This window comes from Saccharopolyspora terrae, assembly GCF_004348435.1.
In the GTDB taxonomy this organism is placed as follows: Bacteria; Actinomycetota; Actinomycetes; order Mycobacteriales; family Pseudonocardiaceae; genus Saccharopolyspora; species Saccharopolyspora endophytica.
The window spans coordinates 63,114-88,096 of the sequence record NZ_SMKS01000002.1; the positions used below are offsets into that span (position 1 = coordinate 63,114).

The following is a 24,983-nucleotide window of genomic DNA, read 5'->3' on the forward strand; positions in this document are numbered from 1 at the left end:
GATCAGATGGCGAGCAGTTCAACGCCCGCGCCCAAGGAGCGCAGCTTCCCGAAGATCGAGTTCACCGATTCCGAGGCCGGCGCGCTGGAGTTCCCCAGCTCGAAGAGCCGGAGCTACAACTACTTCAAGCCGGCCAAGCTGCGGGCCACGGTGTACGAGGACGTCACCGTCGACGTGCAGCCCGACCCGGAGCGCCACCTCAGCCAGGGCTGGATCTACGGCTTCGGCGACGGTCCCGGCGGATACCCGCAGGAGTGGACCGCGGCGAAGTCATCCGACTGGCACGCGTTCCTGGACCCCAACGAGGAGTGGGAGCAGACGATCTACCGCAACAACGCGGCGGTGGTGCGTCAGGTCTCCCTGGGGCTGGAGAACGCCAAGCGAGCCGACGCCTACGGCGGCTGGAACACCGCCTGGCAGAAGTTCATCGCCCGCAACCTGGGTGCCTGGATGCACGCCGAGAACGGCATGGCGCTGCACGTGTTCACCTCCATCCAGCGCTCCGGGCCGACCAACATGATCAACACCGCGGTGGCGGTCAACGCGGCGCACAAGATGCGTTTCGCCCAGGACCTCGCCCTGTTCAACCTGGACCTCTCGGAGTCCCTGGAGTCCTTCGAAGGCGCCGTGCACCACGAGGTCTGGTACTCGGCGCAGGAGTGGCAGCCCACCCGCAAGGTCGTCGAGGAGCTCACCGCCGTCGGCGACTGGGCGGAGCTGCTGTTCGGCACCAACGTCATCTTCGAGCAGCTCGTGGGCCAGCTCGTCCGCTCCGAACTGGTCATGCAGATCTCGGCCAAGAACGGCGACTACATCACGCCGACCATCGTCGGGACCGGTGAGCACGACTACAACCGCGACCTCGGTTACACCCGCGCGCTGTTCCGGCTGCTCACCCGCGACGAGGAGCACGGCGCTGCCAACCGGGAGCTGTTCGGGCGGTGGCTGACCAAGTGGGTACCGCCGTGCCTGGCCGCGGCGCACGCGCTGCAGCCCATCTGGTCTCAGCCTGCGGAGAAGACGCGCACCTTCGACGACTCGTTGAGCGCGACCAAGGAGAAGTTCAGCCAGCTGCTCGAGGAGATCGGGCTCGACGTGCCGAAGGAGTTGGACCAGTGAGCGGCAGCATGCAGTTCGGTTCGCAGGCGGGGTCGTCGAACATGTGCGGCGTCACCCTGATGAACACCCCGATCGGGCGCGTGGTGGCCGAGGTGATGGCGGGCAAAGAGGGCATCGACCTCGTGGAGTACCCGTCCATGATCCGCGTGGACGGCACCAAGCTCCTGGAGTTCGACTACGACGAGTTGACCGAGGCGCTCGGCGAGCCCTTCGACGGGTCGATCTTCGAGGAGATCAGCTCCACCCACTACGGCCGCATGGTGCACCTCGACGACCGCACGATCCTGTTCGCCAACCCCGAGGACGCGGCCGAGTACATCGGCTTCGACCTGCTCGCGCGGGACTGACCGATCCGAGCCCGCGGTGGCGGGGCGCTGTTCTCGACGCCCCGCCACCGCGATTCCACAGCACGAAGGGTGGGACGCGATGTACGAGAAGGACGGCGAGAGATATTTCGTGGTTGACGGGCACGTCCACATCTGGGACGCCCGCGAGTCGAACCGCAAGAACATCCACGGCAAGCAGTTCATCGACTGCTTCTACGACTACCACCGCAACCTCAGCCCCGAAGAGCACGTGTGGGATTACGACACCTACACCTACTACGGCTCCGAGCGGTTCATGAAGGACGTCTTCGACGACGGCCACGTCGATCACGCCATCTTCCAGGCGACCTTGCTCAACGACTTCTACGAGACTGGTTTCGGCCAGACGGAGGAGGCGTTCGGGCTCACCCAGCGGCATCCGGACAAGCTGACCTACAACCACGCCTACGATCCCCGCAAAGGTGAGGCCGGCCTGGAGCAGCTGCGCCGGGACGCCGAGCGGATGAACCTCCAGGGCGTCAAGCTCTACACCGCCGAGTGGAACGGCGACTCGCGGGGTTACCGGCTCGACGACCGGTGGTCGCGCCGCTACCTCGAAGAATGCCTCGAACTCGGCATCAAGAACATCCACGTCCACAAGGGACCGACGATCCGGCCGCTGGACCGGGACGCCTTCGACGTCGCCGACGTCGACAAGGTCGCCACCGACTACACCGACCTCAACTTCGTCGTCGAGCACGTCGGGCTGCCGCGGCTGGAGGACTTCTGCTGGATCGCCACCCAGGAGCCCAACGTCTACGGCGGGCTCGCGGTCGCGATGCCGTTCATCCACTCCCGTCCCCGGTACTTCGCGCAGATCATCGGCGAACTCCTGTACTGGATCGGCGAGGACCGGATCCTCTTCGGCAGCGACTACGCCCTGTGGACTCCGGGGTGGCTGGTGGAGAAGTTCGTCGACTTCCAGATCCCGGCGGACCTGACGGAGTACGCGCCGATCACGCCGGAGCAGAAGCGGAAGGTCCTCGGGCTCAACGCCGCGGCGCTGTACGACATCGACGTGCCCGGCGAGTTCCAGGTCGCCGCTGCCGCGGTGGCGGGGGCGGAGGCGCGATGACCGCCACCCTCCGCTCCGTGGAGACCGACGTCCTGGCGGCGTTGGCGACAGTGACCGACCCCGAGCTGGACGAGCCCGTGACGGAACTGGGGTTCGTGCGCTCGGTGGTCGTCGACGACGCCGGGGTCGAGGTGCACCTGCGCCTGCCGACCTCGTTCTGCGCCCTCAACTTCGCCTACCTGATGGTGGCCGACGCCCACGACGCGCTCGCCGAAGTGCCCGGGGTGGGACGGGTTCGGGTGCTGCTGGACGACCACCACGACTCCGAGAAGATCAACAACGGCATCGCGGCCGGCCTCGGGTACGCCGGAACTTTCGGTTCCGAGGCCGAGGAGGGGCTCGACGATCTTCGCCGCACCTTCCAGCGCAAGGCCCACCTGGCGGCGGTGGAGCGCTGCTGCCGGTCGGTGCTCGGCGGTGGTGCGTGGTCGCTCGACGAGCTGCCGATGCTGGAGCTGTTCGACCTGCCCGAGGGGCGCCTCAAAGCCGCCCTGGTGCGGCGGCGGGAGGCGATCGGACTGCCCGGTCATGCGCACGCGCGCGTGCTCGTCGACCACGAGGGCTCGCCGATCCCGAGCACCGATACCGCGCTGTGGCTGCGCTTCGCCGCCGCCACGAGGGTCTCGATCGAGGGCAACGCCCACTTCTGCCGGGACCTGCTCGCGACCCGCTACACCGAGAACGACCTCGTCATCACGAATTCGAGAATCACCTGAGCTGGGCCCGTGTCCGGGTGTTGGTAGATCCGCTGCGCAGAGAGGGAAGTGGGAATCATGGCGAAGGAGCTGCGGTTCAGCGTCGACGCACGACGCCAGTTGGAGCTGGGCGTCAACGCGCTGGCCGACGCGGTGAAGGTGACGCTGGGGCCCAAGGGGCGCAACGCGGTGCTGGAGAAGCTGACCGGCCCGCCGACCATCACCAACGACGGCGTGACGATCGCCAGGGAAGTGCAGCTGCGGGAGCCCTTCGCGAACATGGGTGCCCAGCTGGTCAAGGAAGTCGCGATGAAGACCAACGGTGCCGTGGGCGACGGCACCACCACCGCGACCGTGCTCGCCCAGGCCATGGTGCGCGAGGGGCTCGCGGCCCTGAGCGAAGGGGCGAACCCGATGCGGGTGCGTCGCGGCATCGAGGAGACCGTGGACGCCGTGGTCGAGTGGCTGCGCAAGTCCTCCACCCAGGTCTCCGGTGAGACCGAGCTGGAGCGGATCTCCACCCTGGCGGCCGGCGACGACGAGCGGATCGGCCGGGTGATCGCGCAGGCCCTGGCCGCGGTGGGCGGCGACGGAGTCGTCGAGGTGGAGGAGTCCGAGGGCACCGGCCTGAGCGTCGAGCTGGTCGACGGGATCGAGTTCGACCACGGCTACACCTCGCCCTACATGGTCACCGACCGGGAGCGCATGGAGGTCGGCTACGACGACCCGGTGATCCTGCTGACCAACAAGAAGATCAGCCAGGTCCAGGAGTTGATGCCCACGGTGGAGGCGGCTCGCAGGCTGGACCGCCCGCTGGTGGTCGTCGCGGAGAACGTCGACGGTGCCGCGCTGCAGATGATCCTCAGCGGCAACGTGCACGGCACGTGCCCCTCGGTCGTGGTGCGCGCTCCCGGCTTCGGCCACCGCAGGGTCGCGGAGCTGGAGGACCTGGCCTCGGCGCTCGGCGGGCGCGTGGTCAGCGATGACTCGGGCATCGCGCTGGCCGACGTCACCGAGCGGGACCTCGGCCGCTGCGAGCACATCACGATCACCGAGGACACCACGACGATCATCGGTGGCGCAGGCGAGGAATCGGCCGTGCGGGGCCGGATCGGCCAGCTGGAGAACCTGCTGCAGCGGGCCAGGATCGAGCACGACCAGGACAGCCTGCGGCTGCGCATCGCGCGGCTGTCGGGCCGCATCGCCGTGGTGAGCGTCGGCGCGGCGACCAGCGTCGAGCTCAAGGAGCGGATGCTGCGGGTCGAGGACTCGCTGGCGGCGGCTCGGGCGGCCCTGGAAGAGGGCGTGGTGGCCGGTGGCGGCGCGTCGCTGGCCCAGGCGGGCCGGTGCGTCGACCTCGTCGGGCTCGACGGCGATGCGGCCCAGGGGCGCGAGATCGTGCGCCGCGCGCTCGGCGAACCGCTGCGGTGGATCGCCGGGAACGCCGGCTACGACGGGGGAGAGGTCGTCACCCGCGTGGCGGCCATGGACGTGGGCAACGGGTTCGACGCGCTCACCGGCGAGTACGGCGACCTGTTCGCCGCCGGTGTCGTGGACCCGCTGAAGGTGACCCGTTCGGCGCTGGAGAGCGCGGCGTCCATCGCGGCGCTGCTGATCACCACGGAAACCGCCGTCGTCGAGGAGATCGTCGGGAACCCGGGAGCGATCATGGCCCCCGGCACCGGCGACCTGGCAGAAGGAATGGTACGCCCCTCGAACATCTACTAGAGGGGGTCAGGAGGTGCGCCCACCGCTGTCGTGGTGGGCGCACCTCGCCCGGTTCACCGGCGCGCGAACTCGCGGCGGCTGAGCGCCCGGACCTGGTGCAACGCGAGCGAGATGAGTTCCGCTGCGGTGCAGCGGAAGTCGACCGAGCCGAGCGCGAAGGACTCCGGTGTCCGATGTGGACCGAATCCGGACGCGGGCTGCACGGTTCCGGTGGACATGATGCGGACGTCCGCGGCGGCGGCCAACGCGTAGCCCGCCCCGACGGCATCGCCGTTGAGCGCCGCGACGACCGGAAGCGGGTGAGCCCGAAGAGCACTCAGCGCCGCCGGCAGCGCGAGGCGGGCGGCGTCCCGCGAAGGACCCTCGACCGGATCGAGATCGGGTGCGAACACCCCGCGCGCTCCCGTGAGGACGACGGCCCGGTCCGGCCCGATGTAGGCGAGGGCCTCGGTCAAGCTGTCGAGCAGCTCAGCGGTGAGCACGCGGCGATCCGCGGGGCGGATACGCACCAGCACCGCCACGTCCCGGTGTTCCAGGTCGAGCATCAGCGCCTCCAGCGATCGCGGCATCACCACCAACCACGGGAGACCCTAGGTTCAGCGGAAACCGCGCCATGTCTCACTTTGAGACCACGTCGAGCCCGCCGGAGCGGTAGTCCTGTCCTGACACGATCGGGAGGTAGCGCAGTGCCGAACACGACGCACGACACACCCGAAACCCAGCACGCCCAGCACCGGGACTGCCTCGCGCGGGCCCTGCCCGAGCTGACCGCCCAGGGCTGGCGGCTCGACCACATCAGCGAGACGACCGAGCCCGAGGACGACGGCTGAGCTCACCAGGTGATCGGGCCCGCTTCGATGAGCCGGGCCAGTTCCGGGCCGGGGACGGCCTTGGAGAACAGCCAGCCCTGGTAGGCGTCGACCTCCATGGACCGCAGGGCCTCGAACTGCTCGGGGGTTTCGACGCCTTCGGCGACCGTGACGCAGTCCAGCGCGCCCGCGAGGTCGGTGACCGCGCTGACCAGCATCCGGTCGACGCGGCTGGTGGTGATGTCCTGGACGAACGTCCGGTCGATCTTGATGGACTGCGCCGGGAAGTCCCGGATGCGCGTCAGCGAGGAGTACCCGGTGCCGAAGTCGTCCACGGAGAAGCGCACGCCGAGGGCCCGGAGGTCGTTCATGCTGTCGTGCATCCGGGACGGCACGTCGACGATCGCGGTCTCGACCAGCTCGATGACGATGCGGTCCCACGCGATGCCGGTCTCGGAGACGAGCCGTTCCAGCAGGTCGTTGAAGGTCGGGTAGCCGGGCATCAGCTCGGCGACGTTCACCGCCACGGACACCGGTTTCCCGCCCGGCGGGACCGGCCAGCTCGCCGCGTCGTGCAGCGCCCTGCCCAGCACCCACGCGTCGAGGTCGGCCAGCATCCCCGCCCGCTCGGCGACCGGCAGGATCGTTCCGGGCGACAGCATCCCGCGCTCGGGGTGCTCCCAGCGCAGCAGCGACTCGCAGGTGCGGATCGTGCCGTCCGCCCCCACCACCGGTTGGTAGTGCAGCGCCAGCTCGTCGTTGTCGATCGCGTCGCGGAGCTCGGTCTCCAGCTCCAGCTGGTCGTCGATCGAGTCGATCAGCTTGCGCTCGGCGAACGCGATGGTGGACAGGCCCGCCTTCTTCGCCTCCTGCAAGGACGAGAACGCCCACCGGACGAGGTCTTCGGCGCTGGTGCCACCGCACTCGGAACCGACGGCGGCCCCGATCATGGCCGAGACCTGAACGCGCTGCTCCCGCACCGGGATCGTCGCGTGCATCAGATCGGCCACCGTGGTCACGATCTCGGAGATCTCGCCCTCCGCCGCGACGTCGGGGCACACGAGGGCGAACTCGTCGGCCGCCGTGCGGGCCACCGACCATCCGGTGGGCAGCTTGTCCCGCAAGCGCTGCGCCACGGCGATCAGCACCTCGTCGCCCGCCTCGTATCCGAGCGCTTCGTTGATGCGGTTGAAGTTCTTGATGTCGCAGTACAGCACCGCGGCCCGCGCCACATCGGTGTCGGCGACCAGCTGCGGGATCGCCGCGCGGTTCCACAGACCGGTCAGCTCGTCGTGGTAGGCCCAGTAGCGCAGCGATTCGGCCTCGCGCCGCCGGTCGGTGATGTCCTCGAAGACCACCAGCCAGAAAGGATCACCGGACGACTGCTGGGATTTCGCGATGTGGAGCTCGCAGTGGACGGGTCTGCCGTCGGGCCGGGACAACGCCCGCTCGTACACCGCCTGGTCGTCCGGCGGTGCTCCGTTCGCGAACGACGCGGCGATGTCGTCGAGCCTGGGGGTGTCCGGATCCAGCAGCGCCGTCACGTGCATGCCCTGCAGCTCGTCCGGCGAGTATTTCAGCAGCTCGCACAGCGCCGTGTTGGAGTCGATGACGTGGCCGAACCGGTCGAAGAGACCGATCGCGACCGGGGCGAGCTCGTAGAGATCGCGGAACTGCCGCAGCGAGGTCTCCACTTGCTGGTGGAGCGCGGTGTCGTCGCGGGTCAGCTTCGCGTAGCCGAGCAGGTCGCCCTCCGGCGACCACAGAGCGCTGATCACCACGTTCGCCCAGAACCAACTGCCGTCCTTGCGCACGCGCCAGTCCTCGTAGACGTGCGAGCCATGCTCGCGCGCCTGTTCCAGCGACTTCTCGGGATGGCCGTGGGTGATCTGCTCGGGCGTGTAGAACGCCTTCGTGCTGCTGCCGATCACCTCGGACGCGGTTGCGCCCATGATCCGCTCCGCACCGTGGTTCCAGCTGGTGACGGTACCCGTCGCGTCGAGCGTGTAAACGGCGTAGTTGTCCAGCGACCGTCCGAATGGGCCGACGAATGCGCTCACGTCGGCCACGCCGTGAACCTCGGTCATGTGCATGCATCTCCACTCGGCAACGGGGGCGTGTGCGCCCCATGGTTCGGCTCGGTGGCGGTGTTCCCGCCCTGAGCGTTCGGTGGTGCGATGTCCTGCTGCGCCGCTGCGTGACGGGCCTGTGCCCGGGCTCTCAGATCGTCAGCGCTTCGTCGGGGAGAGAGGTGTTCGAGACGCACAATGCCTCGATCACCTGGTCCTCACCGCTCGGACGAGTTGAACTGCGGTGCCTCCTTGCCGAGGAAGGCCCGCACACCTTCTGCCGCGTCGGGTGAGGCGAACGCCTGCTTGGACAGCGGCAACGTCGACCGGATCGCCTCCCGGTCGCCGTCCCGGCCGTTGCGCACCGCCTGCTTGGCCAGCGCGAGCGCCGTGGCGGGGAGTTCGGTCAGGCGCGCGGCCAGCTCGCGGGCGGTGGTGAGCGCGTCGCCCCGGGGGACGACGCGGTTGACCAGACCCCAGGTCAGCGCGGTCTCCACGGGCACCGGGTCGCCGAAGAACATCATCTCCACGGCGCGCGCCTCGCCCACCCGGCGCGTGACGCGGACCGGCCCGCCGGATGCCGGGATCACGCCGAGCTTGATCTCGGGCAGCGCGACCTCGGTACCGGCTTCGGCGATGATCAGGTCGCAGCACACCGCCAGCTCCAGCCCACCGCCGTAGGCGAGCCCGTTGAGCGCGGCGATCGTGGGTTTCGGGAACTCGTCGACGAGGCCGAACGTCTCGTTCTCGAACGTCAGCTTCCGGTCCACCACGTCGCCGCCGGCGATCAGGGACGGGAACTCCTTGATGTCCGACCCCGCGCAGAAGGCCCGGTCGCCCGCCCCGGTCAGCACCAGCACGCGCGTCCCCGGGTCGTCGGCGAGCCGGCGCAGCACGGCGTTGAGCTGCCGGGTGAGTTCGAGGGTGGTGACGTTCATCGGCGGGTCGTTCAACGTCACCACGGCGACGTGGTCCTCGACGGTGCAGGTCACGAGGTCGGTGCTCATCGGAGCGGAGTCCTTCCCACGGGAGGTGGCGGAGCGGGCCCGCCCACTCTAGGGAAGCGAACGCCCCGGCTCGCGCCACCGAGGTGCCCCGGAGCGGCGTGCAGGTCCCGGGTGGTCATCGTGCATCCTGGTGTTCGAAGGAGCAGGCGCGGCAGTGGCGCCTGGATACCGCAGGAGGACCGTGTGAGCACCGACAACGAGCGCCCGGAGATCGACCTCTCGCGCGACCCCAACCCCGGCGTCCCCGACCACGCCGCGCCCGAGGGGTCTGGTCTCGACCCGCTCATCGACCTCTCCCGCGACCCGAACCCGGGCAAGGCGGACCACGCCAAGCCCGACGACGACTGAGCGTCCACTGAGGACTCTGTTCCGGGAGGCCCTGCGGCCTCCCGGAACCGTTCGCTTCAGAGGTGAGCGGGCTGCTTCAGCCGCCCGTCGTGGACCTCGGCGATCTGGTCGACAGCGGTGAGGTGGGTGCGGTCGTGGGTGACCAGCACCGTCGCCGTGGCCTGCCGGTGGGTGAGCTCGGTGATCAGGTCGATCACGGCCGCACCGCGATCGTGGTCGAGAGCGCTGGTCGGCTCGTCCACCAGCAGCACCGTCGGGTCGTGCATCAGCGCGCGGGCGATGTTGACGCGCTGGCGCTGACCGCCCGAGAGCTGGTGCGGACGCCTGCCGGACAGGTCCGCCATCCCCACGGCATCGAGCAGTTCCCTCGCCCGGCCCCGGGCCGCGCGCGGCTTGCGGCCGTCGATCTGGGCCATCACCTGCAGCTGCTCGGCGGCGGTCAGCGACGCCAGCAGGTTGGGCTGCTGGAAGACGATGCCGATCTTGGTGCGGCGCAGTTCGGCGAGCTCGCCTCGGGACAGGCCGGTGGTGGACGGCCCGTCGATGGCCACCGCACCCGAATCCGGCGTGATCAGAGTCGCCGCGACGGCCAGCAGGCTGGACTTGCCGGACCCGGACGGGCCGACCACCGCGGTCAGGCTTCCGGCCGGGACTTGGAGGCTGACGCGGTCGAGCGCGGTCAGCTGGGAATCCCCGTCGGGGTAGGTGAGGGTGATGTCGTTCAGTTCGAGGCTCATCGGGCGCTCCCCAGGGCGGTCAGCGGGTCGACGGACGTGATGCTGCGGATGGACAGGGCGGCCCCGAGCGCGCCGAGCGCGATCATCACCGCGGCGGGCACCAGCACGGTGGCGGGCGTGAGGGTGAACGGCACGGCCGAGCCGGCGACCAGCGCACCGAGTCCCGCCGCGATGCCGGTGCTGATCAGGGTTCCGCCGGTGAGCAGCACGACGGCCTGCCCGAGCGCGTCCTTGAGCAGCGAGCCGGTCGAGGCGCCCAGCGCCTTGAGGACGGCGACGTCGCCGCTGCGCTGGATGGTCCACACGGTGAAGAACGCGCCGATGACCAGGGCCGAGATCACGAAGAGGAACCCGCGCATGAGCTGCAGGGAGCCGTTCTCCGACGAGTAGGAACCGATCGCCGTCAGCGAGTCGGCCTTCGTCACCGTCGTGGTTCCCGCGGCCTCGTCCAGCGCGGCCAGATCGGTGCCGGGTGCGGCGGTCACGGCGATCACGGTGGCGGTCGGACCGTCGCCGCGGTCGGTGGGCGGGGCGGTCTTCTGCCAGGTGTTCAGGCTGGTCCAGATCACCGGGGTGTGGCTGAACGAGTCGTCACCGCTGACCGAGGCGGCCACCAGCTCCTGCCCGGCGAGGGTGAACCTCTGGCCCGCGGACACGCGAGCTCTTCGGCGGCGGTGGTCGACAGGACCGCGGTCCTGTCGCCGATCTTGCTGCTCTCGGGGGCGAGCGCCGAGCCGGGCTCGACGCCGAACGCCGACACCCCGGTGCTCTTGACCCCGGCGGTGGCCTTGGTGGTGGTGATGCCCAGCGGCTCGGCGCTGGTCACACCGGGTGCCTCGGCCAGCCGCCGCCACTGCTGCTCGGTGACGGTGGAGTTGGCGTAGGACAGGTCCTCGCCGCTGCTGGGCTCGTCGAAGGCGATCCGCTCCGCCGGCAGCGACGTGATCGCGGAGATGTTCTGCTGACCCAGTCCGGCGGTCAAACCGGACAGCAGGCCGACGAGCAGGGTCATCAGGATGATGACGACGCCCATGAGGGCGAACCGTCCTTTGGCGAACTTCAGGTCTCTCCAGGCGACGAACACGGTTTCCGCCTGTCCTTTCGTTGGGTCTGCGAGGTACACGTCGACTCTCGCCGTCGACCCCGTGCGCGGGCAGCTGGCGCAGGACAGCACTCGCCGCATCGAAGGTCGTCACCCCGCTTGTCACTTTCGACAGAGGTCCCGCGTTCTGCCGCGCTCTAGACTTGACGGACTGTGACCACGATCGTTCCGGCCCGCGCTCCCGCTCTCCGGGCGCTGACCCTGTGCCTGCACCTGCTGGTGCTCGGCCTGCTCGTCCTGGCCGTCGGCCGGGCGCTGGCCGGCGATCGGCCGCACACCGGGCTCGTCATCGCCGCCGCGGTCACCTGCGGCCTGGTCTACGCGGCCGGGCCCGTGGTGCCCCGGGTGCGCAGGGCCCGTCCGTGACCGATGCCGAGATCCGCTTGCTCCTGGCCGATGACCATCCCGTCGTGCGAGCCGGACTGCGCGCCGTGCTCGAAACCGAGGACGGCATGACCGTCGTGGGCGAAGCCGCCACGGCCGAAGAAGCCGTCAGGATCGCCGCTGACGGCGGTGTCGACGTGGTCCTGATGGACCTGCAGTTCCGCGACGGGATGAACGGCGCCGAAGCGACCGCCGCCATCACCGGCAAGCCCGGCGCGCCCCACGTCCTGATCGTCACCACCTACGACACCGACGCCGACACGCTGCCCGCCATCGAGGCGGGCGCCACCGGCTACCTCCTCAAGGACGCCCCGCCCGAAGAGCTCGCGGCAGCCGTGCGCACCGCCGCTGCCGGGCGCACCACTCTCGCCCCGGCGGTCGCGGACCGGCTGATGAACCGGCTCCGCGTTCCCGGAACGACGCTGACCAAGCGCGAAACCGAGGTCCTCACCCTGGTCGCCGACGGCCTGTCCAACCAGGCCATCGGCCGCCGCCTCTACCTCACCGAGGGGACCATCAAATCCCACCTGGCCCGCATCTACACCAAGCTCGGAGTCGACTCCCGCACCGCCGCGATCGCCTCCGCGACCCGACTCGGGTTGATCCGCCGCTGACGCGAAGGGTTTTCCGACGTCGTTGCGGCCTGAAGCGATGACCGTGACACGGCCGTGTGAATTGCACACCGTACGAGCACGGACGGGTGATCTCCGGTGGCTGTGCGCGACAGGGGTGGTTAGAACGTTCGGCAGCCGATCATTTCACTCTTCAGGAGACCTAGGAGTGTTTCGTGCCGAAGTCAAGACACCGGGCGCCCACCGCCTGCTTGCGCCAATGGATCGTCTGGGGAGTGGCAGCGTTGCTGGTCGCCGCCGCGTTCGCCTTCATGTCACCGCTCGGCGGCGGAACTGTGCCCCTCGTGTGGACCTTCCTGCTCGTCCTGCTGTGCTTCGCGACGGGTTCGCTGGCCAACGCGATGTTCCTGTCCCGACCGCTGCGGCAGGGAGGGCACATGGTCTTCCCCGCGATCCGCGAGCCCGAGGCGATCGAGCAGGCCCCGGCCGAGCCGATGAAGTCCCTGCCCGCCTCGGCGGCCCCCCGCACCACGCGGTCCGAGGACGACGCTCCGGCTTTCACGTCCTTCAGCGAGAACGAGGGCACCCTTGAGGTCACGGTGCTGATCTCCGGCAACGACGGGTCGGATCAGGCCGGCGGCGAACTCGCCGGTGTCGGACTCGCCGACCTCAGCGAGGAGTACGTCGTCGAAGGCATCCCGGTCCAGAAGACCGGCGAGGACGTCGCCGAGCCGGAAACCTTTGCGGAGGAAGGAAGTTCGGGCCCCTACCCGGGTGCGGTGAAGGCGAAGCCGAACGGCCAGTCCCCGCGCGCCGGCTACCGGATCAAGGGCAACACCCGGTCCAAGCGCTACCACACGATGCAGTCCCCCTACTACGAGCGCACCAAGGCCAGCGTCTGGTTCCGCTCCGCAGCGGACGCGGAACGAGCCGGCTTCTCAGCCTGGAACGCCAGAACGAAGAACTCCCTCTGACCCCCGGGCAATTCCTCAACGACGCCGGGGGAGTGGAAAGCGGTGGTGTTCACCGATGTTCAGCGATCACGGGTGCGGGGTCAGCGCTCGTCTTCGGTGGCTCCTGACGGGTAACCGCTGTTCTCCTTCCAGAGCTTGGGGCGCTGGCTGCCGGCGAACTCGTGGACGTACCCGCATCGGGCGCAGATCAGTCCGGTCGCTGACTGGTTCGCCCACGCGAGGTTCATCAGCTCGGCGCCCGTGGAGTTCAACTTGATCTCGCGGGACCAGAACAGCTCGTGCCCGCACACCAGGCATCGGAACGCTGGGCCCAGCACGGTGGCGAGCTTGGGTTTGAAGACGGCCATGACAACTGATCATGCCAGCCCCACGAGCCGACCAACAGCAGCCGACGGCTCCGGCTACCAAGCATTCCCGCCGGTGAGCTGTGCAAGTTCGGCCTTCGGCCGTCCCAGTGCGGACGGTCCAGCCGGGTCCGGTGGGGCGGGTTTGGTCAGCGCCTGTTCGAGGTCGTGTCCGGTTTACACCGCTGGAGATCGCGCAACTTCCACCAGGGCACTGCTGATGTCGTGTCGACCTGATCCGCGGGACGTCCTTCAGCACTGCTGCGAGGTCGATGGGTGCCGCAGCGGGGCTCCGACGGCGTGCAGGTGCCGCAGCACCAGGGCGTAGGAGCGGAAGAGGCCGCACTGGCTGTACGAGACTCCGCGACTGGTGCAGAAGTGGTTCACCAGCTGCTGGGCGTGGCGCAGGTTCGGTCGCGGCATGCTGGGGAAGAGGTGGTGTTCGATCTGGTAGTTCAGGCCACCGAGCAGGAAGTCCACGAACCGGCCACCGCGGACGTTGCGCGAGGTGAGGACCTGCTTGCGCAGGTAGTCCAGCTTCTGTCCTGCCGACAGCGTGGGCATGCCCTTGTGGTTGGGCGCGAAGGCGCAGCCCATGTACACGCCCCACAACCCCTGGTGCACCGCGATGAACACCAGCGCCTTGACCGGTGACAGCACCAGGAACACCACGGCCAGGTAGGCCACCACGTGCGCGGCGAGCAGAGCGGCTTCCACCCCGTTCGCCTTCACCTCCCGCTTCACCACGGCCCGGATGCTGTGGACGTGCAGGAGGAACCCCTCCAGCAGCAGGAGGGGGAAGAACAAGAACGCCTGGTACTTGGCCATCCACCGGAAGACGCCCCGTTTGGTGCGGGACTGCTCGGCGGAGAACGCCAGCGCCGGGATCTCGAGGTCGGGGTCGGCGTCCTCGTGGTTCGGGTTGTTGTGGTGAAGCCGGTGCTTGCCGACCCACCAGCCGTAACTGATCCCCGTCATGCAACCGTGGATGAGCCCCACCAGGTCGTTGGCCCGCCGGGAGCGAAAGATCTGGCGATGTCCGGCGTCGTGTCCGACGAAGGCCAGCTGGGTGAACACTCCCGCGAGCACCGCCGCCGTGAAGACCTGCCACCAGGAATCACCCAGCACGACGAACATCACCGCGCCGACCGCCAACATCACGCCGTTGCCCGCCATCTTCGCCGCGTAGTAAGTGCGCCGAAGATCCAGCAAACCACGTTGTTTGACCAATCGGACGAGCTCGGAGAAGTCGCTGCCGCGACCCGAGCCCGCACCGCCCGGTTCTCCCGCGGTCTGCGGGACGTTCCCCGATCCGGGCCGCCGCGGCCCACCAGCAGCGGGCACTGCATCGGAATTCATGATCTCCCCCCACCACTCCTCAGGCGCGTGCTGCCGAAGCAACCTCAGTGGTGTGCTCCGAGACTAGCGCCGGTGAGGGGTCGACGCAGGCACCTGCTCCTTCGCGGAAAACACCGAAAACCGCGAGCACACCGTCACCTCTGCCCACACCCACCACAGAAATGTCGTCGGTGACCGATGTCGCCGGACTAGAATCGGATCAGCAGGGGCATCATCCGTCAGCAGGTATGGCATCCAGTCACCAAGAGCTCACCTGCGATGAAGGGGAGTGCGGCATGAAGCACCCCGAGGAGTACGCGCAATCGGCCGAGCAATGCCTGCAGCAGGCCAAGGAGCACTCGACCGATGAGATCCGGCAGGCCCGCCTGACCGAGGCCGCGATATGGGCCCAACTCGCTCAGGCCGCCGCAGCGGTCTACGCCAGCAACCGCCGCGAAGGCGGTGAACGGGCCTGACCGACCCGTTCCCGCGAACGTCCCGACGCTTTCTTCTGCGTCGGACCTGCTGGTTGGCATCACAATTCCGGATGGCTACTCGACGCGCGCCGGTGCCGCCGATTGTTGATCCTCTTCGTCAGGCAGGTGGACGTCGTTGACCGCGATGTTGACCTCGACCACCTCCAGGCCGGTCATGCGCTGCACTGCTGTGATGACGTTGCTGCGGACCGCCTGCGCGAGATCCATCAGCGCAGCACCGTGCTCCGCCACGAGCTCGATATCGATGGCCGCCTGCGTTTCGCCGACTTCCACGACCACTCCGGAGGTTCGCGAGGCGCTCGCGCCTGGAATCCGTTCCCGGATCGCGCCGAACGCGCGCTCCATGCCACCGCCGACGGCGTAGACGCCGAAGACCTCCTCGGTGGTGATGCGTGCGATCTGCTGCACCACCGTCGGGGCGATCGTTGTTCGTCCCCGTTGGTCTTGTCTCGCCGGTGCGGACTCACGGCGATGGGCAGTCGGCGCCCCGCCGGCAGCAGTGGTGGACCAACCGGACTCGTCGCTGTCGATTTCCGTGCTTCGCGTTTCCCCAGGCCGCTCGACCACCGCCACCACGTCCCGTCCTCTACCGAGGTTCGATGTCACATCCATTAGAGGCGTGAGCAGCACTGCGCGCATCGACCTCACTCGGACGAGCGACATGCGGAGCATCGGCATTCCTGCGCGATCCGTGCGATCAAGCGCTGCGGTGTGCGCGTAGCCGGTGGAGGTGGTGTGCTGGTGGCGGCTGTTCTCGTTGAGGTCGCTCGGGGCCGGTGTGAATCCGTCGCGCCTTCGGATGGCAGGCTCACCGGAGATGGGCTGATACTGCGGTGGAGGGGAGTACTTCCCAAGCGCCTGCCTGGTCAGGACGGACATTCGCTGGTGTCCCCGGGCGGCCGCCCCGCGCGGGCGAAGGAGACCTCGGACGTGATGATGTTCGAGGGAGACTCAGGTGTTCGTTCTCGCCGCTTCGTCGGATTCGATCGGCTCGCCCTTGTTGTGGGGCTCGAGCATCGTCGGACTGGTCGTCCTGGTGGTCGCCGACTTCATGGTCACCCGCCGCCCGCACGCGGTCTCGATGCGTGAGGCCGTGGGCTGGTCGGTCTTCTACCTCGCGCTGCCGCTGGTGTTCGCCGTGGCGCTGTGGGCGGCATTCGGCGGTGTTCAGGCGGTGGAGTTCATCACCGGCTTCGTGGTGGAGAAGTCCTTGTCCGTGGACAACCTGTTCGTGTTCATGCTGTTGCTGGCCGGCTTCGCCGTACCGGCGGATGTGCAGCAGCGCGTGCTCCTCTTCGGCATCGTCGGCGCGCTGGTGCTGCGCGGTATCTTCATCGCCGCCGGTGCTGCCCTGCTGCAGGCCGGTACATGGGCGTTCCTGGTGTTCGGCGGAATTCTCTTCGTCACCGCCGTCAAGATCATGCACGAAGCGCTCACCGGGGCCGAGTACGCACGCGACGTGTCGCAAATGCGCTCGGTGCGACTCCTGCGGTGGGCGATGCCGGTCACCGATGATTACCGCGGCACCCGGTTGACGGTCCGCGAGGGCGGACGGCGAGCCCTGACCCCGTTCACGATCGTGGTCGTCGCGGTGTTCGCCACCGATGTGGTCTTCGCCGTCGATTCGGTTCCCGCGGTCTACGGGGTCACCGATGACCCGTACCTGGTGTTCGCCACCAACGCGTTCGCCCTGCTGGGTCTGCGCGCGCTGTACTTCGTGCTCCACGCCGCCCTGGCCAAGCTCACCTACCTCAACCACGGCCTCGCGATCATCCTCGCGTTCATCGGCGCAAAACTGGTGCTGCACTGGGCTCACGGAATCTGGCCCGCAGTACCCGACATCCCGACCCCGATCTCCCTCGGCGTCATCGTGGTGATCTTGGCGATCGTCACGCTGGCGAGCCTGCGGTCCCGCAGCGACTCTGAAAAACCCACCCCCGGGAGCTGACCGTGCTCACCGAAACCCTCATCGAATTCGGCACGACCGCACTCGTTCTGGCGGCGCTGGTGATCACCTGCGCCGTCCTTTCGGACACCCGCCCGCCAAGGAGGCCTCACAGGTAACGCGCACACCTCCTGTTCGTGATCCCGATGTCAGGAAGCGGGGGAGCGCGGAGGTCGAACATCGGCGACCAGAGCGATGGCGATCATCGAAACGCCTCACGCCCTGCGGGTGGGAAGAGCAACCCGGTTCGGTGTGCTCGCCCACCCGCCCTCGCGTGCGTGGCTCCAGCGCGTCGGGCATCGAGAAGATTCAGGTTCGGCCTGCCCGTTCACGCCGCCAGGAGGCCGATTCCCAGGGTGACCACGCCTGCGCCGAGCGAGAGCGAGCCCAACCAGACCAGCCAGATCAACCTGTTCGGCCGCGTCACCTCGCCGCGTCCCATCGACGAGAAGAAGAACCCGGCGGAGATGAGCGCGGCCGACGCCGGGACTCCGATCCGGGCGATCCACCCCCACACGCCCTGCAGGCCGGCCAGGTCGGTGAGCACCAGCGTCACCAGGCCCAACGTGACGAGCGCGCCGGCGTGCGCGTGACCGGCCCGCGCGAAGTCCTTCTGGAACGTGGTCATCGGCACCTTGCCGCGGACGATCTGGGTCATGAACCACCCGCCGAACTCGATCCCCACGACTGTCAGCAGCACGGATCCGGCGATGTATCTGGACGCGTCGGTGAGTTCCAGGCCTTGCACGGCCGCTCCTCAGGGTTGGTGACAGCGTTGCGCGGCTGGGAGCCGCCTCGCGCCGTCGGGCGATTCTGTAACAGCTTTATGTAACAACGTTTCGATTGTTTGGTCAACACGTGCAGCCTCTTTGGGACGTGCAGAGGTGGAGCGGAGGCAGCGTTGCGAAACGGTGTTGGGTTAAAGTCCTGCTGATGGGACGGAAGAAGGTGTACGACGAGACGCTCCGCCTGCGGTTGCTCGACCGCGCGGGTGAGCTCCTGACCGAGGGCGGGAGCGACGCCCTCAGCCTGCGCGATCTCGCCGAGTCCGCAGGGACCTCGACCAGTGCGGTGTACTCGCTGTTCGGTGGCAAACCCGATCTGCTGCGCGCGCTCTACATCGAGGGGTTTCGCCGCTTGGGCCGACGACTTCGATCCGTGGCTCCGGACCCCGACCCGGTCGAGGAGCTCGTGCAGCTGGCTCACGCGTACCGCACCAGCGCGCTGGCCGACCCGAACTACTACCGGGCCATCTTCGGTCGTGGTCACGACGACCAGGACCAGGAGCTCGCCACCGCGGGCGCCGGTGCCTTCGGGCCGCTGCTGGAGGCCGTGCAACGCGGAATCAGCGCGGGCGAGCTCGTCGACGAGGACCCCATGGCGATCGCCTCGGCGTTGTGGGCGCTGGTGCACGGTCTCGTCACCCTGGAGCTGAGCGACTTGCTCCGGCACGGGGCGGAGGGCTTCGATTACGCCGCACGAGCGGCGCTGCGCGGATGGCGGGCGGAAACCGCCTCGCGATGAGCCGAGAGCGGGATGCCCGTCGCGCGGCGCGATGCCGGTGACGACGATGTGCCAAGGGTGACCTGGCAGGTCGGGTTCTTCGCGAGGAACGGGTTGTTGGGGTTCAGTCGTGGTCCGCGGTGCCGGTCAGGTGGTGGTCGGCGGCTTCCACGGCCTCGGCCAGCAGGCGGCGGACGTGCCCGCCCCTCGCCGCGTAGACAGCTCGACGTCCGTCCCGTCTCAGCGTGACGAGACCTGCCAAGCGCAGCTTCGCCAAGTGCTGCGAGACGGCGGGGCGAGCGGCGCCGATCTTGTTGGCCAGGCTGGTCACGTCGTGCTCGGATCCGCACAGCAGCCACAGCACCCGCACGCGGGTCGGGTCGGACAACATCCTGAACGCGGTCGCGGCCGCCTCGACGTGGTCCGGGTCGGGTAGGTCCCGCCACCTCTCCGCAGCGGAGTCCTCGCGTGCGTACATGAGCACGCATGGTGCCGCACGTCCGATGGGCAGGGCAATCCGAGCGCTGGTCTCCTAGCCCAGGCCGGCTGTTGTTCGGTGGTGGCGGAGGATGTCGTGCTCGGAGTCGCCGTGCCGTCCGTGCGGGTGGGCGTGGATGAGCGCCCGGGACAGGCGGGGCAGCGCGTGGAGCAGGCGGTGCTCGGCGTCGTGGGCGATGGTGTGCGCCTGGGACAGCGTGAGGTCGTGGTCGACGTCGAGCTCGGCTTCCGCGGTGAGGGAGTGGCCGACCCAGCGCATGCGGACCGCGGCGACCGCCCGGACGCCGTCGGTGCCGGAGAGGGTCGACTCGGCCTGGTCGATGAGCTGCGGATCGATCGCGTCGAGCAGCCGGGCGAAGACCTCCTTGGCCGCGCCCCACAGGACCGACGCGATCGCCGCCGTGATCGCCAGGCCGACGACCGGATCGGCCCACTGCCAGCCGATCCACGCGCCACCGGCGGACAGGAGGACTGCCAGGCTCGTGAACCCGTCGGTGCGCGCGTGCAGCCCGTCGGCGACGAGGGCGGCGGAGCCGATCCTGCGACCGACGGTGATCCGGTAGCGGGCCACGATCTCGTTGCCGGCGAATCCGATCAGCCCGGCCGCGGCCACCCAGCCGATGTTGCTCATCTCCCGGGGCTCGATCAAGCGGTGGAGCGCCTCCCAGCCGGCGTACGCGGCCGAGGCCGCCATGATCACCAGGATGATGAGGCCGGCGATGTCCTCGGCGCGCCCGAGCCCGTAGGTGAATCGTCGAGTCGCCGCGCGGCGTCCCAGCGCGAACGCGACCGCCAGGGGGACCGCGGTCAGCGCATCCGCGAAGTTGTGCAGGGTGTCGCCCAGCAACGCGACCGACCCGGTGAAGCTGACGATGACCACCTGGAAGACGGCGGTGATCATCAAACCCGCGAAGGAGATCCACAGCGCTCGCATGCCCTGCCTGCTGGCTTCGAGGGTGCTGTCGACGATCTCGGTGCTGTCGTGGCTGTGCGGCGTGACCGCGTGCTTGAGCTGGGCCCACAGCCGCGACCGCCGCGTTCCCCCGTGGCCGTGCCCGTGGTCGTGAGTGGGGGAAGGCTGACTCATCGCGACTCCTACCTCGTGGCGGGTAGCCCCACGATATGTGCTCACGTGCGCACGCGACAACGTCGCAGCTGCGCATCCGAGGCAACTGAGAAGGAGAAGCGCTCGCCAGGAGGTGGCCGAATTCTGGTTCCCCCCGCGACGATTCCGGTACGCGCTCACCTGCCGGAGGCGAGGGCCCGCGTTTCCGCGCGGGCCCTCGGTCCGGGTGGCGCGCCGGGGATTCAGGCGCGCTTGAAGAACTCGATCAGTGACGTCGCGATGTGCTTGCCCTCGGTGAGGCCGGTTGCTGATCGGATCACGATGCGGACCCGCGTGACGTCGCTGGCTCCGATGTTGATCTGCTCCTGGGCCGGTTGGTCGGCGAGGTCGGCGTGCACGGTCCGGGTCCGGCCGTTGGCGCTGGTGACGATGATGTCCAGTTTCGTCGGCCTGGCCTGCGTGGCGAACGCGTCCGGCTTCGTCGACGGGCCGATGTGCACGAGCATGCCCACCAGCCGGAAGGGCCGGTCGAACTGGAAGTCGGCCCAGGCGCCGGGACCCGGTGCGCCCCAGTAGACGTCGGTGCGCACGTCGGCGACTACCGCGACGGCGACGTGGCGCGGGCGCTGGCGCACGGCGGCCGGGTGAACATCCGCATCCCCGAGCTGTCCCGGGGAGGTGCCGGGCGCTTCGAACTGGCGCAATGGCTGGGGATGACCGACGCGCAGGGCAACCTCACCGAGGAGGTCTTCGAGCGGAAGTACGCCACCCACCACATGTCCATCAGCGACGACCCCCTCAGTGGTGAGGGCGCTTTCAAGGAGCGCGGCGGGGCGCTGGCCGCGCTCCGCAACAAGAGGCCGTTCGGCTCGAAGGACGAGAAGGTGCGGCTGGCGGGCGAGGACGTGGCCATGGGCGGCATGGGCAGCCTCGACTGCAACGGTGATGTGATCATGCCCAACGGCGCGCACGGCCACCTGCTGCTGATCTACACCCCGCCGCGGTTGGGCAGGGCGGGCGCGCTGGAAGTCGGGCTGGAGACGCTCGCGCCCGAGAACGAGAACAGCCCCGTCGGGTACGTGCACAACTGGCGCTCGACGGAAGCCACCAGCAACCCGGAGTCCAGCGCGCACGGCCACAAGCGCGACAAGATCGGCGCGGGCAATCTGCGGGAGAACCAGCGCTACGTCAACCTCGCCGAGTTCCCCCAGTCGTGGGCGAAGTTCCTGCGCGATGTGGAGCGGGATCACAACGCGCTGATGAGCGCGGCCCGGAACCAGGACGAGGAACGAGAGCTGGTGTCACGCCTCGTCGGCCCCCGCGGCGAAGGCAGGTTCCCACCCGAACCGGAGATGGTCTGAAGCCGATCCCGGTGGGTCCTCCCGTGATCGCACCGCCCGTCCGCGCGCAGGAGCTGCTCCGCGCCCACACCGCCCAGCTGCTCATCAGCTGCGCTCCCGACGAGCCCAGCGGCGCGGGTCGGGGCATCGTGGATGGCGCATGACCGGCTGGTGAACCGCCGACGCCACAGCGACTTCAGGGAGTGATCGACATGGCAGGCGAGACGCCCCAGCGGGCTGACGACCACCTGCTCACGCCGGACAACGCCGTGCTGGTGCTCATCGACTACCAGCCCGAGCAGGTCGGCACCGTCCGCTCGATCGGGCACGACGAGATGATGCTCAACATCACCGCCGTGGCCCGGGCGGCACGGGCCTACGAGCTGCCGGTGGTCCTGAGCACCGTCGGTGTCGAGCTCGGCGTCAACACCGGCACCATCGCGGAGCTGCGCGACGCGTTGCCCGCCACGAAGGAGATCGACCGGACCACGCTGAACTCCTGAGAGGACGCGGACTTCCGCGCCGCGGTGGAGGCGACCGGCCGGAAGAAGATCATCATGACCGGCTTGTGGACCGAGGTGTGCGTGGCGTTCCCGACGCTGGACCTGCTCCGCGAGGGCTACGAGGTCTACCCGGTGGAGGACGCGATCGGTGGCATCAGCCGCAGCGCCCACGAGCAGGCCATGGTCCGGATGACCAACGCGGGCGCCCAACCGGTGACCGCCATCTCCCTGGTCGCCGAACTGCAGCGCGACTGGGGCAGACCGGACGCCGACAAGCTCCGAGGAATCGTGCGCTGGTACTTTCCGAAGCTCGACGAGCTCGGCACGACCCGCTGACGACCGACCGCCCGCGCCGAAGCGGAACCTTCCCCGCCCCATCCGCGCGATGTGCGCTCCGGACCGGGGGCGGATGCGGTGCGCGGCGCACGAAAGTATCAGCATCAGGCGGTTTATCCGTCTAGTTCGGTTCGCCGTGCCGACATAGCTTGTGGACATCAGGCACCTCTGACGAGCGTTTCCCCCCCCCCCTCGTCGGGTGCTGCCCAATCGGTGTCCACAAAGGAGTGACTCCCGCATGTTCGGCATGCCGCGGCGCCTGCTGTTCGGCTACCTCGCCCTCGCCGTGTTCATGACCGGTGATGGTTTCGAGCTCACCTTCTTGTCCCGCTTCCTCGTCGAGAGCGGTTTCACGCCCACCCAGGCAGGGCTCGTCTTCACCGTGTACGGGCTGGTGGTCGCCTTCTCGGCGTGGACCACCGGTGTGCTGGCCGAGGTCGTCGGCGCCCGGCGCCTGATGGTGCTCGGCGGCGTCCTGTGGATGGTCCTGCACGCCCTGTTCCTGACGGTGGGACTGCAGAGCGTGATCGGCACGATCCTGATCTACAGCCTGCGCGGGGTGGCGTACCCGCTGTTCATGTACTCGTTCGTGGTGCTCATCGCGCAGTCGGTCCACCCCAGCCGCCTGGCCTCGGCGATGGGCTGGTTCTGGGCCTCGTTCTCGCTGGGCATCGGCGTCATGGGCGCCTACGTGCCGAGCCTGCTGGTCCCCGTGATCGGCGAGTACGCCACGCTGTGGGCCTCGCTGATCTTCGTCGCGGCCGGAACGGCCATGTGCGCCTTCCTCGTCCCCGGTGCCCCGCCGGAGGCGGACCGCTCGCGGGAGCTCGCCCGCGAGGGCCGGACCCGGGAGCTGCTGCGCGGGGTGACGATCCTGGTCGAGAACCGGCAGATCGCGCTGTCGGTGGTCATCCGGGTGCTGTGCAACCTGACGCTCTACGCCTTCCCGATGATGATGCCGCTCTACCTGACCACCGACGACGTCGGCGGGCAGGCGTGGTTCTCGCTGCCCGAGTGGATGACCCTGTGGGCGATCACGAACGCCATCACCATCGCCTCCAACATCATGTGGGGCCGGCTCGGGGACCGCTACGGCTGGATGCGCCAGATGCGCTGGTACGGCTTCGGCGGCATGGCGATCGCGACCCTGGCCTTCGCCTACTTCCCGGTGTGGTTCGGGGCCAGCTTCGCGCTGATGATCATCCCCGCCGTGCTCTTCGCGCTGTCGGTCACCGCGTTCGTGCCCATGGGCGCGATCTTCCCGGCGCTCGCGCCGGAGCACCGCGGGGCGGCGATCTCCGCCCACAACCTCGCCTCCGGGCTGACCACGTTCGCGGGCCCGGGCATTGCCACCGCGCTGCTGCCGGTGATCGGCCCGATCGGCGTGTGCTGGGCCTTCGCGGGCCTGATGGTGCTGGGCACCATCACCACCTTCTTCATCCACCCGCCCCAGCCGGGCATCACCACCGAGACCGGCCGGATGCTCCCGCGCCGCGAGCGCCTGGCCAACGCCGCCTGAGAGGACCTGCGACGATGAACCCCACGACCGTCCCCACCCCGCAGGAGAAGACGATGGACGCCGTCGTCCTCGAACGCCCGCACGAGATCCAGATCCGCCCGGTCCCCGGCCTGGGGCAGGTCGGCCCCGGTGACGTGCGCATCGGCGTGCACACCGTCGGCATCTGCGGCAGCGACGTCCACTACTACACCCACGGGCGGATCGGGCCCTACGTCGTCGAGGCGCCGATGGTGCTCGGCCACGAAGCCTCCGGCACCGTCCTGGAGGTCGGCGAGGGCGTGACCCACCTGGCCGTCGGCGACCGGGTGTGCATGGAGCCGGGCATCCCGAACCCGCGTTCCCGCGCCTCGCGCCTGGGCATGTACAACGTCGACCCCGACGTGCGGTTCTGGGCCACCCCGCCCGTGCACGGCTGCCTGCAGCCGGAGGTCCTGCACCCGGCCGACTTCACCTACAAGCTGCCCGACCAGCTGTCCCTGGAGGAGGGCGCGCTCATCGAGCCCTTCGCGGTGGCCGTCCACGCGGTGACCAAGGCGGGGATCTCGCCCGGTGACGTGGTCGCCGTCGCGGGTGCCGGGACCATCGGGGTGCTCACCGCCATCGCCGCCGCGGCCAGCGGTGCCTCCTGCGTGTACATCTCCGACGTCGCACCGGAGAAGTTCGCCAAGATCGAGGCGTACCCGACGATCCACCCCGTCGACGCCACCCGGCAGGACCTGGCCGAGGTGGTGCGCGAGGCCACCGACGGCTGGGGCGCGGACGTGGTGTTCGAGGCCAGCGGCAACCCGCGTGCCTTCGCCTCGTTGTGGGAGACCCCCGCACCGGGCGGAACGGTCGTGCTGGTGGGCATCCCGGTGGACCCGGTGCCGCTGGACGTCGCGGCCGCGCAAGCCCGGGAACTGCGCATCGAGACGGTGTTCCGCTACGCCAACGCCTACTCGCGAGCCATCGAGCTGGCGGCTTCGCCGTCGGTGGACCTGGGCGATCTGATCAGCGCCACCTACCCGGTGGAGGAGGCCGTCGCCGCCTTCGAGCGCGGCGCCGAGGCGCGACCGGACGACACCAAGATCCAGATCAGGGTGGCGGGAGCCTGACCGTGGGTGCCGCCGC

General features: G+C 69.0%; 30 protein-coding genes and 1 pseudogene. 18 read left to right on the forward strand and 13 right to left on the reverse strand.

The window, feature by feature from the left end:
* The first annotated feature begins 6 nt into the window (after nt 1-6).
* The 5 genes from E1181_RS02125 to groL all read left to right on the forward strand — a co-directional run bounded on the left by E1181_RS02125 (nt 7) and on the right by groL (nt 4,982).
* Nucleotides 7-1,119: an aromatic/alkene monooxygenase hydroxylase subunit beta gene (locus E1181_RS02125; protein ID WP_132672158.1), complete on the forward strand. Its 1,113-nt coding sequence runs from the start codon at nt 7-9 to the stop codon at nt 1,117-1,119.
* The gene (gene mimD / locus E1181_RS02130) at nt 1,116-1,466 is read left to right on the forward strand and encodes a propane 2-monooxygenase effector subunit MimD (RefSeq protein ID WP_408009014.1); all 351 of its coding nucleotides are present in this window, start codon (nt 1,116-1,118) and stop codon (nt 1,464-1,466) included. Before E1181_RS02125 ends, mimD begins: the two co-directional genes overlap by 4 nt.
* Before the next feature lie 79 nt (nt 1,467-1,545).
* Nucleotides 1,546-2,559, forward strand: a complete 1,014-nt coding sequence (locus tag E1181_RS02135) for an amidohydrolase family protein (RefSeq protein ID WP_132672159.1) — start codon at nt 1,546-1,548, stop codon at nt 2,557-2,559.
* Complete coding sequence (locus E1181_RS02140; protein WP_132672160.1) at nt 2,556-3,275, forward strand: metal-sulfur cluster assembly factor; 720 nt, start codon at nt 2,556-2,558, stop codon at nt 3,273-3,275. The genes E1181_RS02135 and E1181_RS02140 overlap by 4 nt, the downstream gene beginning before the upstream one ends.
* Before the next feature lie 57 nt (nt 3,276-3,332).
* The gene (groL, locus tag E1181_RS02145) at nt 3,333-4,982 is read left to right on the forward strand and encodes a chaperonin GroEL (protein ID WP_132672161.1); all 1,650 of its coding nucleotides are present in this window, start codon (nt 3,333-3,335) and stop codon (nt 4,980-4,982) included.
* A 53-nt stretch (nt 4,983-5,035) separates the two neighbouring features.
* On the opposite strand, the gene E1181_RS02150 is transcribed toward groL, so the two are convergent.
* Entirely contained in the window at nt 5,036-5,551 is a 516-nt protein-coding gene (locus E1181_RS02150) for an enoyl-CoA hydratase-related protein (RefSeq protein WP_235875768.1), read from the reverse strand.
* 117 nt (nt 5,552-5,668) lie between these two features.
* Between E1181_RS02150 and E1181_RS31230 the strand changes: the two genes are divergently transcribed.
* Nucleotides 5,669-5,812: a hypothetical protein gene (locus tag E1181_RS31230; RefSeq protein WP_165944492.1), complete on the forward strand. Its 144-nt coding sequence runs from the start codon at nt 5,669-5,671 to the stop codon at nt 5,810-5,812.
* Between the two features lie 2 nt (nt 5,813-5,814).
* Here E1181_RS31230 and E1181_RS02155 read toward each other — a convergent pair whose 3' ends face one another.
* Together E1181_RS02155 and E1181_RS02160 are read right to left on the reverse strand one after the other, a co-directional pair.
* Nucleotides 5,815-7,878, reverse strand: a complete 2,064-nt coding sequence (locus E1181_RS02155; protein ID WP_235875779.1) for a sensor domain-containing protein — start codon at nt 7,876-7,878, stop codon at nt 5,815-5,817.
* 200 nt (nt 7,879-8,078) lie between these two features.
* On the reverse strand, nt 8,079-8,867 hold the full coding sequence (locus E1181_RS02160; RefSeq protein ID WP_132672163.1) for an enoyl-CoA hydratase/isomerase family protein: 789 nt from the start codon (nt 8,865-8,867) through the stop codon (nt 8,079-8,081).
* A gap of 183 nt (nt 8,868-9,050) precedes the next feature.
* Here E1181_RS02160 and E1181_RS31235 point away from each other — a divergent pair, with 183 nt between their 5' ends.
* Nucleotides 9,051-9,215 (forward strand): hypothetical protein, encoded by a 165-nt coding sequence (locus tag E1181_RS31235; protein ID WP_165944490.1) that lies wholly within the window; start codon nt 9,051-9,053, stop codon nt 9,213-9,215.
* A 56-nt stretch (nt 9,216-9,271) separates the two neighbouring features.
* Here the strand turns inward: E1181_RS31235 and E1181_RS02165 are convergent, their stop codons facing one another.
* From E1181_RS02165 to E1181_RS33045, 3 genes are read right to left on the reverse strand one after another with little or no spacing between them, the layout of a single operon-like run.
* Nucleotides 9,272-9,952, reverse strand: coding sequence for an ABC transporter ATP-binding protein (locus tag E1181_RS02165; protein WP_132672164.1), 681 nt, complete (start codon nt 9,950-9,952; stop codon nt 9,272-9,274).
* Nucleotides 9,949-10,608 carry an ABC transporter permease gene (locus E1181_RS33040; protein WP_456238793.1) on the reverse strand — a complete coding sequence of 220 codons (660 nt, stop codon included), beginning with the start codon at nt 10,606-10,608 and terminating at the stop codon, nt 9,949-9,951. Before E1181_RS33040 ends, E1181_RS02165 begins: the two co-directional genes overlap by 4 nt.
* Nucleotides 10,518-10,985: a hypothetical protein gene (locus tag E1181_RS33045; protein WP_456238794.1), complete on the reverse strand. Its 468-nt coding sequence runs from the start codon at nt 10,983-10,985 to the stop codon at nt 10,518-10,520. The genes E1181_RS33040 and E1181_RS33045 overlap by 91 nt, the downstream gene beginning before the upstream one ends.
* A 222-nt stretch (nt 10,986-11,207) precedes the next feature.
* Between E1181_RS33045 and E1181_RS02175 the strand changes: the two genes are divergently transcribed.
* The 3 genes from E1181_RS02175 (at nt 11,208) to E1181_RS02185 (ending at nt 12,984) form a co-directional block, all read left to right on the forward strand.
* Nucleotides 11,208-11,420 (forward strand): hypothetical protein, encoded by a 213-nt coding sequence (locus tag E1181_RS02175; protein WP_207921972.1) that lies wholly within the window; start codon nt 11,208-11,210, stop codon nt 11,418-11,420.
* Entirely contained in the window at nt 11,417-12,052 is a 636-nt protein-coding gene (locus E1181_RS02180; protein WP_132672165.1) for a response regulator, read from the forward strand. The genes E1181_RS02175 and E1181_RS02180 overlap by 4 nt, the downstream gene beginning before the upstream one ends.
* 233 nt (nt 12,053-12,285) lie before the next feature.
* Nucleotides 12,286-12,984: a sunset domain-containing protein gene (locus tag E1181_RS02185; protein WP_132672166.1), complete on the forward strand. Its 699-nt coding sequence runs from the start codon at nt 12,286-12,288 to the stop codon at nt 12,982-12,984.
* Nucleotides 12,985-13,064: 80 nt separating this feature from the next.
* Here E1181_RS02185 and E1181_RS02190 read toward each other — a convergent pair whose 3' ends face one another.
* Complete coding sequence (locus tag E1181_RS02190) at nt 13,065-13,331, reverse strand: hypothetical protein (protein ID WP_132672167.1); 267 nt, start codon at nt 13,329-13,331, stop codon at nt 13,065-13,067.
* Nucleotides 13,332-13,580: 249 nt separating this feature from the next.
* A complete protein-coding gene (locus E1181_RS02195; RefSeq protein WP_132672168.1) occupies nt 13,581-14,687 on the reverse strand; it encodes a fatty acid desaturase family protein in 1,107 nt (368 codons plus the stop codon).
* 275 nt (nt 14,688-14,962) lie between these two features.
* On the opposite strand from E1181_RS02195, the gene E1181_RS02200 reads away from it, so the two are divergent.
* Nucleotides 14,963-15,142 carry a hypothetical protein gene (locus E1181_RS02200; protein ID WP_132672169.1) on the forward strand — a complete coding sequence of 60 codons (180 nt, stop codon included), beginning with the start codon at nt 14,963-14,965 and terminating at the stop codon, nt 15,140-15,142.
* A gap of 75 nt (nt 15,143-15,217) precedes the next feature.
* Here the strand turns inward: E1181_RS02200 and E1181_RS02205 are convergent, their stop codons facing one another.
* A complete protein-coding gene (locus E1181_RS02205) occupies nt 15,218-16,042 on the reverse strand; it encodes an Asp23/Gls24 family envelope stress response protein (protein ID WP_328590821.1) in 825 nt (274 codons plus the stop codon).
* 76 nt (nt 16,043-16,118) lie between these two features.
* Between E1181_RS02205 and E1181_RS02210 the strand changes: the two genes are divergently transcribed.
* Nucleotides 16,119-17,111: a TerC/Alx family metal homeostasis membrane protein gene (locus E1181_RS02210; RefSeq protein ID WP_132672170.1), complete on the forward strand. Its 993-nt coding sequence runs from the start codon at nt 16,119-16,121 to the stop codon at nt 17,109-17,111.
* A gap of 325 nt (nt 17,112-17,436) precedes the next feature.
* Here E1181_RS02210 and E1181_RS02215 read toward each other — a convergent pair whose 3' ends face one another.
* On the reverse strand, nt 17,437-17,856 hold the full coding sequence (locus E1181_RS02215) for a hypothetical protein (protein ID WP_132672171.1): 420 nt from the start codon (nt 17,854-17,856) through the stop codon (nt 17,437-17,439).
* A 185-nt stretch (nt 17,857-18,041) separates the two neighbouring features.
* Here E1181_RS02215 and E1181_RS02220 point away from each other — a divergent pair, with 185 nt between their 5' ends.
* Complete coding sequence (locus E1181_RS02220; protein WP_132672172.1) at nt 18,042-18,632, forward strand: TetR/AcrR family transcriptional regulator; 591 nt, start codon at nt 18,042-18,044, stop codon at nt 18,630-18,632.
* Nucleotides 18,633-18,735: 103 nt separating this feature from the next.
* On the opposite strand, the gene E1181_RS02225 is transcribed toward E1181_RS02220, so the two are convergent.
* The 3 genes from E1181_RS02225 to E1181_RS31240 all read right to left on the reverse strand — a co-directional run bounded on the left by E1181_RS02225 (nt 18,736) and on the right by E1181_RS31240 (nt 20,810).
* Nucleotides 18,736-19,089, reverse strand: coding sequence for an ArsR/SmtB family transcription factor (locus tag E1181_RS02225; protein WP_132672173.1), 354 nt, complete (start codon nt 19,087-19,089; stop codon nt 18,736-18,738).
* Between the two features lie 54 nt (nt 19,090-19,143).
* Nucleotides 19,144-20,196 carry a cation diffusion facilitator family transporter gene (locus E1181_RS02230; RefSeq protein ID WP_132672174.1) on the reverse strand — a complete coding sequence of 351 codons (1,053 nt, stop codon included), beginning with the start codon at nt 20,194-20,196 and terminating at the stop codon, nt 19,144-19,146.
* Between the two features lie 221 nt (nt 20,197-20,417).
* Complete coding sequence (locus E1181_RS31240; RefSeq protein WP_165944493.1) at nt 20,418-20,810, reverse strand: NADase-type glycan-binding domain-containing protein; 393 nt, start codon at nt 20,808-20,810, stop codon at nt 20,418-20,420.
* Here E1181_RS31240 and E1181_RS02235 point away from each other — a divergent pair.
* The 5 genes and pseudogenes from E1181_RS02235 to E1181_RS02250 all read left to right on the forward strand — a co-directional run bounded on the left by E1181_RS02235 (nt 20,790) and on the right by E1181_RS02250 (nt 24,967).
* Complete coding sequence (locus tag E1181_RS02235) at nt 20,790-21,536, forward strand: hypothetical protein (protein WP_165944494.1); 747 nt, start codon at nt 20,790-20,792, stop codon at nt 21,534-21,536. The genes E1181_RS31240 and E1181_RS02235 overlap by 21 nt on opposite strands.
* A gap of 191 nt (nt 21,537-21,727) precedes the next feature.
* Nucleotides 21,728-22,018 carry a cysteine hydrolase family protein gene (locus E1181_RS31690; protein WP_207921973.1) on the forward strand — a complete coding sequence of 97 codons (291 nt, stop codon included), beginning with the start codon at nt 21,728-21,730 and terminating at the stop codon, nt 22,016-22,018.
* Between the two features lie 18 nt (nt 22,019-22,036).
* Nucleotides 22,037-22,354 (forward strand): annotated as a pseudogene (locus tag E1181_RS31695) (isochorismatase family protein); the annotation flags it as partial.
* Between the two features lie 238 nt (nt 22,355-22,592).
* Nucleotides 22,593-23,873: an MFS transporter gene (locus E1181_RS02245; RefSeq protein ID WP_132672176.1), complete on the forward strand. Its 1,281-nt coding sequence runs from the start codon at nt 22,593-22,595 to the stop codon at nt 23,871-23,873.
* Nucleotides 23,874-23,887: 14 nt separating this feature from the next.
* The gene (locus E1181_RS02250; RefSeq protein ID WP_207921975.1) at nt 23,888-24,967 is read left to right on the forward strand and encodes an NAD(P)-dependent alcohol dehydrogenase; all 1,080 of its coding nucleotides are present in this window, start codon (nt 23,888-23,890) and stop codon (nt 24,965-24,967) included.
* Nucleotides 24,968-24,983: the final 16 nt, after the last annotated feature.